Below are 12,915 nucleotides of genomic sequence, written 5' to 3'. Positions count from 1 at the left end.
TTGGACGCTCATTTGAATTTTCCCTGCCGAAAGAATGGAGCAGACAGGAACAGATTGATTATACAACCGAATATATTCAAAAAACTTTCGTGGACAAGGGAATGTGTGCTGACTGGAGCATACACGATAAGGGTGATGGAAACCCACATGTGCATTTACTTGTAACCATGCGACCATTCAATCTGGATCACTCATGGGGCAACAAAGAAGTCAAGGACTGGGATTTTGTCAGAGATACTGACGGAAATATCGTAGTTGATGAAACCCACCCGGACTGGTGGCAGGATAAGAAAAATCCTGACCGTCATGGAATCCGTATTCCAGTACTTGATGAAAACGGAGTACAGAAAGTTGGGGCAAGAAACAGAAAACAATGGAAACGGGTTCTGACCGACGCTACCGGCTGGAACAATCCAAAGAATTGTGAGTTATGGCGAAGCGAATGGGCAAAGACGTGTAACCGGCATTTATCCATAGACAATCAGATTGACCACCGCTCTTATGAAAGACAGGGCAAATTAAAAGTCCCTACTATCCATGAGGGTGCAGACGCAAGAATGATTGAGGAAAAATATCTCACCGGACAGATAAGGAAAGGTTCATGGAAGGTCGGAGAAAATCAGATGATTAAAAAACAAAATGCACTACTGCAAAAGGTAATTGCAACCTTTGGTAAGGTATCCGGTGCATTGTCGATGTGGAGGGAGTGGTTGAATGACATTAGAAGAAAGCAAAGAAGTAATTCCCATGATGGAAGCAATGATTACACGGATAGAGGAACAGCAGAATATCATGGCAGAGATGCTTCAGGAGATACAGGAAAAGGACGAGAAGCTGATGTGCTTTCAGGAGCAGGAAGAACGATTGCAGCAATTAGAGAGCGGATTGTCAGAGCTTCTTCAAATCTTGCCGGATACAGAAGAACTGCTGACACTGTTGGAGAAACAGGCAGACAGGATAGGGAAACTCACGACAGAAAATCAGCAATGGCAGGAATTAGCACAGAAGTTAAACAACGAGAATCGATTATTGCAGAAACAGAACAGCGAATTACTGAACTTGAACAGCAATTAGAGAAAGGAAGGTTGATTGATGAACGAATTAAGAAACTCAAAGAGCGACGATCAACTGGAAGAATTGCTACTGCTGACGGAGCAGATGCAGGAAGAACTCGACCAGAAAGACCGGACTATCCGGGAACTGAAAGTGCAGCTCGACGAATCGCTGACCTTGAACGAGAAGTTAAACAGCGAGAACAAAACAGAGAACATTCAAGCCTTAAAGAACGACTTGAGGAAAACAAAAGAATTATTGCAGAGCGAGAAAGAGAAAACGCACACCGTTCAAGCCATGATAGAGGAATGTCGAGATAAGCAGAGACAGGCAGAACAGGAACGGGATTATGCACTCTCCCATCAGAAAAAAGTAGAGATACCGGTTGAAAAGCCGGTGCTCTATCAAAAGTGCGGGAATTGTAAACAGACAGCTTATCTGAAAGCTAAGGAAAGGTATGATACACAGAGAAAAAAACTGGCAGGCAGATATAAAACAAAAACTGCCATGTATGAAGCATTGATGTTTCTGCTGATATGGTATTCCGTATCAACTACTCTTTTTCAGATGATACGGTCAAAAATATTTATTTCTGATTGCGTGGTATTCTTTGCTACAATCGCAACTTTTACACAGACCATTGCTGGCTGGGTTGTACTGACAGGAAAGAACATGGCACAGATTAGTGATGGAATATCCAATCCAGTCATTGCCGGAATTGTATACTGGCTGATAAGAATACTGGTTTGTGGTGGATGTCTGGTGGGTGCGGGAATACTTTTGGCATTCATCGGAATAAAGATTGCAGGGCTATATAAGAAATACTGTTGGGATATGATTACCATAATGGTGATACTTGTAAGTATGGCAATAGCTATCTACTTTGGGGATTGGATAAAGGCAGTATTGCCAATCAATCTGCTATTTCTCTTATTATTCGTGCAACTGGTATATGTTGGAATCAGGTGGTATGTAAAGGGATGGCGGGAAAACAGAGGTTATGTTTAAAAATAAAAAAATTGTCTGAGACGCAACGAAGTAAATAAAATGAGTAGTATTATAGGAAGTCAGCAGTGCGTGAATAAACTGCTGGCTTCTTTTTTGATAGATACAGTCACTCCCAGAGAGTGTGTTGGATAGTAAAGTAATAATATCAACATGACGATATACAAAATGCAGGGAAGCATTGTATTTCAAAGAGTTTGAGATACAGTGCTTCTGCGTTTCTATAGGAGATAGTCGTTCTATGCGAAAAATAGTCATTTGATGCGGAGAATGATCGAGCGGAAGATTTGTTTGATATAATAAAGAGTGCTAGGTGAGACTTGTATGGTTTACAGGCATGAGAGAAATCAAAGACAGGAATGAAAAATATGAACATTATTATTTGTGATGACAGGATAGATGACAGAAAAAATCTGTCAGATTTGCTGTCAGACTATGGTGAAAAAAAGAATTATGAGTTTGCTATTACAGAATATGAATCCGGAGAACAGTTATGCGAAGAACAATCAGCTTTGGAAGCGTGTCAGCTATTATTTCTGGATATCAATATGCAGGGGATGGATGGGCTGAAAACAGCTATGAGGATTAAAGAAAAATATCCAAAACTTCCAGTTGTGCTGGTGACGGCATACATGAATTACGCACTGGATGGATATAAGGTGAAAGCAAGCCGTTTTCTGCTGAAAGATAACCTTGCAGGTACTATAGAAGAATGTATGGATGATTTGATAGCAGAAATTAATAAAAACCGTAGAATTCTCGAATTTCGTTTTGTGGAAGGAACGATAAAACTTTATGCAGATGACATCATTTATATAGAAACAGAGCTTCACAAAAATGTATTTTATACAGAAAAAGGGACATTTCAGATTTATAAAAAACTGGATGAACTGGAAAATGAATTCAAGGATATGGGATTCGTGCGGGCACATCTAAGTTTTCTTGTAAATATGAGGTACATCACAAAAATCAGCGGTTATGTGATGACACTTACCACGGGAAAAAAGATTCCGGTTCCCAAGGCACGATATGCACAGGTAAAGAGGGAATATATGCTGTATAAGGGAGAAGAATAACATGACATTCTGGGTATTGGCATTTATTGCGGAAATGCTGGAAGTAAAAGGAACGCTATACTTTTTTGATACTTTTATGGAAAAAAGAGATGGCAGGTATAGGAACAGATACAGATTTTTTGTTTATTGTGGAGCGCTTTATCTGGCAACAGTCACAGGGGCATGGATCGGAATGTTAAAATGTATCCCGATTATACTGGTTATGTCTTTCCTGAATCTGGCTTATTATGAGGTCTCCTTCCGGCAGAGTTTTTTGTTTTCAATCATCAACTATACAATGCTTGTATTGATTGATTATGTGACTGTTTTGCTGGGAAGAGGAGGTTCAATCCAAGAAAAATGGTTTTTACAGGCACTGATATCAAAGACGGCTTTTATCATTCTGATGTTGTTTATCAGAAGATTTAGCAAGACAAGAAAAAGCTACGGTCTGATTACAGGAAAAGAGTGGTTTCAGTTTTTCTGTGTTCCTGTATTTACGGTGGTCGGTTTCATTCTTATGTTTTATTCAGAAAACGATGACATGCAGAATGTATTTTTATTTCTTTCGGTGGGACTGGTTGCGATTAACCTTATCCTTATGGAGTTCATGCAGAATACCATTGAAAAAGAAGAGAGAATAAAAATTGCGGTACTTACGGAACAAAATCAGAAAAATCGTATTGCAGATTATCAGGACCGGGAAGAAATCTATGAGCGTCAGCGAAGAAAAATGCACGATTATAAAAATCAGCTTTCTACGATCCAAACGTTGATAAAGAATGGACACATAGATGAGGCACTTTCATTTACGCAGAAACTGACAGAGAGCATAGCAGTCGAGATGTCGGCGATAAATACGAATCATCCAGTGGTGAATGCTATTTTAAACCAGAAATACCGCAGCATGCAGGAGAAGCACATAGCAGTGATCCTAAAAGTAGGGGATCTGCAGGAGATTTGTCTGGAAGAGGAAGAGATTGTGATTCTGCTTTCCAATTTATTGGATAATGCAATCCGGGAGAGTGAAAAGGTACTGAAAAATACCGGAAAAGCGGTCATTCATCTGAAATTAGAGTGCGAAGAACATAAACTGATATTTGCGGTAAGAAATCCGGTGACAGAAAAGGTGGAAATTGAAAATGATACGATAAAGAGCAAAAGAGGGGATCATCACGGTATTGGATTGTTAAATGTAAAAGCAGTTGTGGATAAATATGGCGGTGATATGGTGCTTTCCTGCGATGAAAATGAATTTAAGGCAGTGGTCATCTTGTAAAGAGATGGTCTTTGTATGCGTAATATGGTCGTTTGATGACATGGGACTAGGAGAACAGGTTATTTTATCCGATAAAAAAATAGAGGAAATAAGTATGTTATGAGAATTTTAAAGAATGAATATGATAAATGGATAAGTATATATAGAGGTTAAAATATATGCAGAGAAGGTAGAAAATATGAGGTGAATTCATGGGAATATCGATTTCAAATGCAACGAGTTCTGCCATTACAAAATATAGTGAATCGCTGAGAAGTGGAGAACCTGATTGGTCTATGATTCCAAGTGCAGGGAAAAGCAATAAGTCACAGGCAGAGTTTGTCTCTGAGATTAAGGAACTGGCTCAGAGAGCTGCCAACACTACGAGTAAAACGGAATTAGAATCTATTCACAGGCAGAGAACAAGGTTATGTGCAGAATACATATCCGATGTATCCCCTGACAGAAAGGCATTATATCAGCAGGCTAAAAATGCGGTAAAAAGTCAAAATGGTAATCCGAAATGCAAAGGAATCGGAGAATTATCATTGCTCGATTTTCTGGAGAGGGCAGAGGGGAAAAATAACAACCTTGCGCAAAAGAAGTTTGCTCTGGCGGGAGGAGGCACACTGGAATGTCCGATTCTGACAGGCGAAGGATATGGTGCCGACATTTCTTATCAAGGAACAAAAGTGTTGACCTATCTGGGAGATAGTTATGGATGGGGATGCGAAAGAACTCCGGCTGAGCGGGAAAAGGAAAGAGAATTTTACGGAATTTACTTCAATGAATACCATACGCAAAAGAATGCCCAAAGCTCAGAATTGAAAGAACTGCCGAACTATTTGGAAGAGAAAACGTCTTTTGATAGGAAAGCGTAAGGATATAGGTAAGATAACAGGTTTAATATGGGAGGATGTTTTATGTCAAAAATAACGGATTATGCTTTTTTGTTTCAAAAATCATTTGGGACATCAGGAGTAAATGCAATAGGCAGTTTTCAGTTGTCCCAGTTGAACAGCAGTTCTGTTCAGTCCAAGTTAAAAGCTGCCGGGATTAACACAAACAGCAAACAATATAAAGCCGCAGTAAAACAAATGATGTCTGCTGGAAATGGTGCAATGTATGGCAATATTCAGGGAATAAAAAATCTGATGAGTCATTATGACAAGGATGGAGATTATATCAACCCTGTAAATGGACTGGCAGGACTTTTAGTGACAGATGAAAATGAAAGTTCGAGAAAAAGGATCATATTAATTCCGGATAGTAGCAAAGAAGAAATGTATGAACTGGCAAAGAAAGAATTCTTAAATGAAAACGGTACTTTAAATGGTGATACTACCAAAAGGGAGAGTGTATATAACAATTTATACAGAAAAATGGATAAGGATGACCGCTTATCAGCAGGCTGGACAATGGAACAATATGAACATCAATACAGACAGGCATTTGCAGAAGCTGCAAAAGCCGCAGATCCTACATGGAGAGCTGGTAAACCAATACCGGCTGGCGCATTGGATGGCATTACGAGAGAGTATGTTGAGAGTGGAAAGAAGTCAGTAGATATAAAAATATAGTATGCTTTTGTCGGGTACTTTCTTGTGATTATCCTGTAAAGGCATGGTCTTTGGACCGTTATGGAGAGTGAGTAGATTCCGAATGACAGAGGAATGAAAATAATTGGAGGAAACGAAAATGAGTATAGCAGGAATTAACGGTTATAATTATTCAAATTATTATACAGGAACAAAAAGAAACACTGCGAAAGCGAACGGTATGAATTCCGGTTTGTTATCAAATGTAAGCAGTACATCTTCTAATATTACATTACATATGTCGGGAACAGAAGATAGTGGAAATGCATTAACAGCAGTAGGATTTCCGGATGGCAGTAGTGCATCTGTATATAAATCAGATGCATATGATTCGGCAAACCCAGAATACAGGGTAAGATATTGGGACAAAGAAGGAAATTACACAGATACAAATGTACAGATAAATGATGTTGATCCAAGAAATGCAAGTTATTTGGAAATGCTTGCATATACAACATATAGTGATGTAGAAGGCTTTACGAAAAATGCTTTTGGAGATTTCATGAATGCGGCTGGTGGTGTGAATGGCAACATCACTTATGATTCTGACAGCATAAATGAAAAGAAAGACTATATGAGCATGATTAAAGAATTTATGCAGTTACAATATGATTCGAACAACTTATCAGGTTATCTGTCATATAAGGAATTGTATGATTACATAAATGACAGAACAGAGAGGTGATTCAATTAAATGGAAATATCAAATAATTATAGCACAGCAAAAGTGTGGAACACATCGAATAAAAATGTTTCTAAATCTTCTAAAAAAAACAAATGGAAATTAACGGATTCTTTAAAAGAGAAGATTGTTGATCTGGCAAAAAAAGATGCACAGGACAATGTATATATGGGAAATGCATTTATGAATTTGAGAAAGACGGAAGTAAGCAAAGTAGCCCCGAATAGAGCTGCTTTAATTGGAAAGTTTAGTCAATCAATGAATTCAGGTAATATGTCAGCAATGAAAGAAGTTGAGGAAGCAGACAAAAAATGGCTCTGTATGCTGTTTGGAATACCTTATGAGGCAAAATATCAGGGAACAGGGACAGGCTCGGCAATTCATGTATACAATGAAGAGGGCGAAGAAGTTTTGACCTATACAGGGGGAGTAGGCTGGCAGGAAAAAGAAACAAAAGCAGAGTCACAGGTTCATTCAGCATTAAAAATGACATATTATGAGGCATTTAGTGAGGCGAGAAAAGCACTAAATAGTGAAGAAAAGACTGGTAGTGTAGGTGAAAACATAATATTGCAAGATAATTTTGATATGAAGGCATGAAGTATGCAATTAAAATAACAGTAACTTCTACAGTGTTCATTGCAGATGCACAGGGGCATATAAAGAGAATAATTTGTGGCAGGACTTTAAAGCCGTGACAGTTATTATTGATCCGTCAACAGGTAAGTTAATAGATATAGAAAGTTTTAATTATTATTATGATTATGCAGTAGGATCAAATTCTTTGACATTCACCAGACGTTATCCGTCAATGACATTGTATAAATATGGAAATTGAGGTGACAATATGAAAATATCTAATTACATGAATAATACGAATTCAATAATGGAAAAAAATACTGATAAAGTACAGAAAGGAAATAGTCAGACAAACGAAAAACATACAGTGGGGCAATCAGTGAAGCTTTCGATTTCTAATGAGGGATTGGAGTATTATCGTAATCGTATACAGCAGAGTGGACAGGAAAAATATGATGATGTGGTTCAAAGAAAGGAACTGTTAGCGAGTAAAAAAATCAGTGATATTGATTATAGTTATGAAATTCAAAAGAAGGCAGCACAGCAGAATCAAAATGTTGATACAGGAAAAAGTGCCTTAAATATTACTGACAAGGCAAATAATTATGTTAAAGCATACGCAGAATTATATGATGAAATTGTGAAGGGCTATGAAAATGGAACCAGAGAAATATATGTAGCTGATGAAAATGGAACTCGTAAGCTTACACGGGATGAAGAATTAAGCAATTTAGATGTAGCATATAAAAAAACAGTGGATGACTTTGTGACAATGGAGACAACAAATCAGCATGCCCGTGGAATTATCGGTGAAGAAATGAATAAAATTTCAAAAATTACATCAAGGTCTGCATTAGCGTCAGATTACATTGGGGAACAGAAAACAAAGGGAAAGGACGAAATCCCAGAAAATTTAACTGAGAAAATGTATGGTGCAATCACATCATTTAAGGAAAAATATACAATGATTCATCATAATCAAAATCAGTTTTGATGTTATTGGAGCGTCACCAGAAGAATGTTACGGTTATGCAGGTCCAGTAGGAAAGAGTGGATCAGAAACAGCGAATGACGGAGAATCTTGGTGGGAGAAGCGCCACGAAAGAATGGAAGAACTTATGAAAGAACAGGAAAAGGAAGCAGTAAAAAGAGCACAGGCAAGACGAAAAGCTGTACAAAACGAATATCTAAATAGCCAGTTGGCGGCGGCAGCATATGAGAAAAGCAGTATTATTTTACCAGATAATCCTGTTATACAGTAGGCTCATCTTTTGACAGGAAAGCATAAGAATGCAGGTAAGATATTTTTCGGGAGGAAGGATAAGAAATGGAAATAAACAGTAATCATTCTACATATGGTGCGGCATTTCGCCAAAAACCAATTTTTTTCATGTCAGGGAAGGAAACAGTGGCATTTTTTGAAGGAAAACTGAAGAAAAATATGACACTTCAAGAGGATACCTGTACACTTGGCAGCAATGACACTTATCGCAGACAGCATACTACTTATGAGGTTTCTGACAAGAAGGAAAGTACATTTCTGGATCTGGATTTTCTGATCAAGGACGAAACCAGCAGTCTGAAAGGAAGTCTCAGCGATAAAAAGGATGTGGATTTCTACAACTTTTCCATCCCTTTTAACCGGACGATACAGAATTACTTCGGTGTCCAAATCTATATGGACATGCCGGAAGGCTGCGATTATGACCTCACCTTATATGATGAATATGGCAATCAGGTCGGAAAGGCAGAATGGGATGGGGAAGGACGGAAAACACTGACCATCCCGAACTGGGATACAAATACCAATAAATATTGTATCAAAATAGAAAACAAAAATGGGGAAGAAGTTTCTCCAGATGATTATTATAAAATCAGTTTCAAGGTTACGGAAAATAAAGAACAGGAAAAGACCGATGCCATAAGGGAGGCATTCGGGAACCTTCACGGTGCATACAGCCGGAAAGATGAAAATTGGAGGGAATGCCTCGACAAATATAATGAAGTCCTGATGGATACAGAGAAAAATTATACAAAAGAAATGGAGAAACTCCACCAGAAGCAGTTTGAAAGTCTGCCGGAAGAAAAGAAATACAAAGGCGGGCGCACAGTGGATGAATTGTTGCAGGACATGGCAGAAGGAAAGACACTGGATGATGTGGAAATGGAGTATGTGAAAATTTTTGCCAACCTGAAAGATTTTGAGAAAGCACAGCAGAAGGCGGAACTGAAACATGATTTTTCCGAGGATTTTGTAAAGGATCTGGAAAGCAAAGGTATCTCACGTGATGAGCTGGATGGAATGCAGATAAAGATTGAAAGCAATGGGAATGTAACAGTGAGCGGTATCGAAGATAAAGAAGTCCGGGAACAGGTTCAGAAACTGGTAGAAGAAAAGTACAGTGACCGGATGTATCAGTATTACACAGGAATTGCTGACAGTGTGGGAAATCTGTCGTCTAATACCTATCAGTATGCCACGGATGTGCAGGAAGTCAGGCGTTACTTAAAAGGGGTTACGGGAGAAGATATTTCTCTGGAGAACCTTTATCTGACACCGGACGGAAAAATTGGCGGGTTGCCGGAAAAAGCCGCTAATCTGATCAACAAAACAAAAGACAATGCCAAGATAGAGCGGATAAAGGATGCATTGATAAATATTATAGGACATAACAGGACAAGCGGTGATCTGGGGATTCCCGATTTTACTTCGGAGTTTCAATTCAGCAATGGCGCTTTCTCTGTGGCAGACAGCGGTTTTACGGTGGATATGGCGGCATTGGACAGAAGGCTGACGCCCCAACCGCATGATAACATGTATTCGGATATGTATGAGTACAGTTTCAGAAAAGTATTATGATACAACATCAGGAGGTAAAGGTAAGATGAAGAAAGCAGAAAAGATTACAATCAAGGTATTGAAAGTAGTGGAGAGAATTGCCCGGAATGAAGTGGAAAAAACAGTTCTTGGCAGGACGGCAGAGTGTTCAGCGATTTATCACCAGCCGAAAAGACAGAAGAAAAGGGGAAACTAGGTCAGAATAATGAAATATTTTGTGGAGTGTTGCGGTTGTGATTATCGTAATGGCAAAACAAAAGGAGTAAGATAACTCCAAAAGGGTTATCTTACTCCAATAAATCAATTAAAGGTTACTGCTTGGGCTTCGGATGGAGAGAGCAGGTACGGTTCTGACTGACAGAAGAACCGTGGAAAGGAGTTAATATGGGATTAAGCGTTGAAAATTCAGTTAATGCTTATAATCAGAATTATAGGTATCAACAGAATAAGACGACAGGGCAAGCCAATCATTTAGATTTCAATAAGATTTTATCTGCTAAAGAGGGTGATAATACAGAGAAAGTACAGAAGCCAAATGAAAATAGTGTTTCAAAAGTAGATACCTACACTGAATATTTAAAGGCTAAATATGGGAATATAATGATCCAAAATGTTGGAAGTGATCAAAAGAGTATGGATTCATTGGGGACGGGGACATATGGGATGAATAATATTGTGATTGCACCCAATGTTTTGGAAACAATGGCAAATGATCCCAAAAAAGCAGCTTATTACGAAAAGATGATACAGGATTTTTTTGCTTCGCAGTCAACTGTGAAGGCGCAGATGGCAGTCGGGGGGTTTGAGATTCAATCTTATGGTATGGTTATTCACCCGGATGGAACTGCACACTATTATGTTTGTGGAGATGTTTCACCAGAAAAAAAAGCAAAGATAGAGGCGCAAATGAAAGCTGAAGATGAAGAGAAGGCTAAACGGCGTAGACAATATTTAGAGCGCAGTGAGGAGGCGGCAGAAAAGCGCAGACAGATAGAAGAGATTAATATGCAAAAGAGTAAAAAAGATGCGGCTTTTGATGATAATATATCGGCTGTTAATGTATTATCGGAAGTAGATAGGGCGGTTGCCATAGCTGCTTATGAAAATATTGCCAATACTTTTAATGAAAACATAATAAAAAGTACAATTGATAATTGAGGACTTTACTGACTATATCAACTTATAATAATCGATATATAATATTATACTAGGAGGTAATTAAATGCGTATTGGTTCGGGAGTGCAAAGTGCACCGGAAGTATTTGGAAAGCGACAAAACAATAGCAAAACATCTGCTGTCGGAAATGAGGAATTTTCTCAGACATCGGTAAAAGTGTATTTAAAGACGGATGATATGTTGTTTTCAGGTGGAAATGGAACAGGTCTTTCGTTTTATATTAAGTATGCAGAAGAGTCAACGGAGGATAATCCTGTAGTGATAGCCAAAGGGATTGACGAAAATGGAAAAGAATTTGAAGAAAAAATTAATATTAACGATATTGATTTGAGAAATGCTTCTTATGTCGAAATGAGTGCTTTGGAGGCATATTATAACGTCGATAGGGGAAATAGTCTCAGTTCTTTTCCACCAGAAACCGGGTGTATGGGATTAAATGACAGATGCGACCTTATATCCAGCTTTGAAAAGGTTATTCGGGATATGAATAAATTAGGAAGGTATGATTTGCAGATGTTTTATATGCGAAATATGAATACTTATCTAAATGCAAACAGTAAGCATAAATAGTGCTTAGTTATTTGAATATAGTAGAAAATATTGATATAAAGGAGGTTATAGCTATGCAGATTAGTGGATATTCCAGTGCCGCAATGTTGGCATATCGTTCTTCTGGTATGAAGCAAAAAGCAGGCATAGTGAAAATGCAGGATTTTTCTCAGATGGTACAGAACACAAGCGCACAGGCAACAAGCCAAACAGATAAGACAGCGGCAACAAAAGAAGTATCCGAAGTTGATGAGATGGCAGCGTTCAAGCAGGAAATCTATGAGGAACTGGCTGAAATTGATAAAATGAACTCCTCGGCTATTTTGTCCAATTCTGTACATATCACAGAAGATGGATTCAAAAGAATGAAGGAAGATCCCGCCTATCGCAAAGAAATTATGGATTGGCTTCGTGCAGATGCAAGAGCTTCTCATGGGCTTCCATTTGGTGTCCATGTTACAACAACAATTACAGGAGCTGGAGCAACTTGCTACGGGGCACATGTTTACCATGATGATAGTGCAGCAACCAAAGCCGCTAAAAAGGATTTGGCTGATAAGAAGGCAAAAGGTTCATTTTATCATTCTGATCGTACCTATGCTGACCGTAGAGCCGCACAGCGCAAGAGGGACAGCGAGTATGTGGCAAGTGAACGCCAAAAGCGGGAACTTATGCAGAAGATGATGCTGGAAAAGCATATCGACCAAAAGGCACAGCGACAAGCACTTGATCAGAGAATTCTAGCATAAAATGTAGTTGACCAGAAGTATGTTCAAGACTACCTGTTGGGAATGCAAGAAAGTAAAAGCTGGAACATTTGAGTATAAATAGATTCATTTATACTTTTATGTAATAATTATGGGAAGGAGATACCGCTACAGGGGGGATTATAAATATGGTAAATATGGTAAATACCGCTGTAAATAGCAATATTTATGCAGGAAGAAAACCTGGTTCAAAATATAACCAGTCACATACTTTTCAACAAAAGGAAGTATTAGAGGTACCGGATGGTGCAGCAGTTAACAAATATGCAAATGTTCAAGAAATCTATGAGGCATTAAAATATAACGCGTCATATAGAGTAGATAAACAGGAGCAGGATGAAATTGCTGAGAAA

At 38.4% G+C, this 12,915-nt stretch carries 15 protein-coding genes and 1 pseudogene; all 16 read left to right on the top strand.

Going from position 1 to position 12,915, the window contains the following annotated elements; translation table 11 throughout:
• On the top strand, positions 1 to 1,373 hold a 1,373-nt coding region (locus tag DW996_RS12715; protein ID WP_118536162.1), incomplete at its 5' end, for a MobA/MobL family protein.
• Positions 1,351 to 2,061: a DUF6040 family protein gene (locus tag DW996_RS12710; RefSeq protein WP_118327427.1), complete on the top strand. Its 711-nt coding sequence runs from the start codon at positions 1,351 to 1,353 to the stop codon at positions 2,059 to 2,061. The genes DW996_RS12715 and DW996_RS12710, both read left to right, overlap by 23 nt.
• A 365-nt stretch (positions 2,062 to 2,426) precedes the next feature.
• Positions 2,427 to 3,134: a LytR/AlgR family response regulator transcription factor gene (locus DW996_RS12705; protein ID WP_243098780.1), complete on the top strand. Its 708-nt coding sequence runs from the start codon at positions 2,427 to 2,429 to the stop codon at positions 3,132 to 3,134.
• 1 nt (position 3,135) lies between these two features.
• Complete coding sequence (locus tag DW996_RS12700) at positions 3,136 to 4,392, top strand: sensor histidine kinase (RefSeq protein WP_118536158.1); 1,257 nt, start codon at positions 3,136 to 3,138, stop codon at positions 4,390 to 4,392.
• A gap of 191 nt (positions 4,393 to 4,583) precedes the next feature.
• Positions 4,584 to 5,252, top strand: a complete 669-nt coding sequence (locus DW996_RS12695; RefSeq protein WP_055274289.1) for a hypothetical protein — start codon at positions 4,584 to 4,586, stop codon at positions 5,250 to 5,252.
• Between the two features lie 42 nt (positions 5,253 to 5,294).
• Entirely contained in the window at positions 5,295 to 5,951 is a 657-nt protein-coding gene (locus DW996_RS12690; RefSeq protein ID WP_118536156.1) for a DUF3879 family protein, read from the top strand.
• 118 nt (positions 5,952 to 6,069) lie between these two features.
• Positions 6,070 to 6,654 (top strand): hypothetical protein, encoded by a 585-nt coding sequence (locus DW996_RS12685; protein WP_015517456.1) that lies wholly within the window; start codon positions 6,070 to 6,072, stop codon positions 6,652 to 6,654.
• 9 nt (positions 6,655 to 6,663) lie between these two features.
• Positions 6,664 to 7,251: a hypothetical protein gene (locus DW996_RS12680; protein WP_055171087.1), complete on the top strand. Its 588-nt coding sequence runs from the start codon at positions 6,664 to 6,666 to the stop codon at positions 7,249 to 7,251.
• A 247-nt stretch (positions 7,252 to 7,498) separates the two neighbouring features.
• A complete protein-coding gene (locus DW996_RS12675) occupies positions 7,499 to 8,224 on the top strand; it encodes a hypothetical protein (RefSeq protein WP_117830880.1) in 726 nt (241 codons plus the stop codon).
• Positions 8,225 to 8,348: 124 nt separating this feature from the next.
• Positions 8,349 to 8,492 (top strand): hypothetical protein, encoded by a 144-nt coding sequence (locus DW996_RS13505; RefSeq protein WP_243000856.1) that lies wholly within the window; start codon positions 8,349 to 8,351, stop codon positions 8,490 to 8,492.
• A 146-nt stretch (positions 8,493 to 8,638) separates the two neighbouring features.
• On the top strand, positions 8,639 to 10,090 hold the full coding sequence (locus DW996_RS12665; protein WP_243098779.1) for a hypothetical protein: 1,452 nt from the start codon (positions 8,639 to 8,641) through the stop codon (positions 10,088 to 10,090).
• 25 nt (positions 10,091 to 10,115) lie between these two features.
• Positions 10,116 to 10,265 (top strand): cyclic lactone autoinducer peptide, encoded by a 150-nt coding sequence (locus DW996_RS12660; protein WP_118193027.1) that lies wholly within the window; start codon positions 10,116 to 10,118, stop codon positions 10,263 to 10,265.
• A 188-nt stretch (positions 10,266 to 10,453) separates the two neighbouring features.
• Positions 10,454 to 11,227 (top strand): DUF6033 family protein, encoded by a 774-nt coding sequence (locus tag DW996_RS12655; protein ID WP_118193028.1) that lies wholly within the window; start codon positions 10,454 to 10,456, stop codon positions 11,225 to 11,227.
• 64 nt (positions 11,228 to 11,291) lie between these two features.
• Complete coding sequence (locus DW996_RS12650; protein ID WP_118193029.1) at positions 11,292 to 11,816, top strand: hypothetical protein; 525 nt, start codon at positions 11,292 to 11,294, stop codon at positions 11,814 to 11,816.
• 53 nt (positions 11,817 to 11,869) lie between these two features.
• Positions 11,870 to 12,544, top strand: coding sequence for a hypothetical protein (locus DW996_RS12645; RefSeq protein ID WP_118536154.1), 675 nt, complete (start codon positions 11,870 to 11,872; stop codon positions 12,542 to 12,544).
• A gap of 146 nt (positions 12,545 to 12,690) precedes the next feature.
• Positions 12,691 to 12,915, top strand: a pseudogene (locus DW996_RS12640) (H-NS histone family protein); the annotation flags it as partial.

It is taken from the genome of Roseburia sp. AM51-8, from assembly GCF_003478275.1.
Classification (GTDB): Bacteria; Bacillota; Clostridia; order Lachnospirales; family Lachnospiraceae; genus Pararoseburia; species Pararoseburia lenta.
The sequence above is the reverse complement of the archived record's forward strand: the minus strand, read 5'-3'. Positions and strand labels throughout refer to the sequence as shown.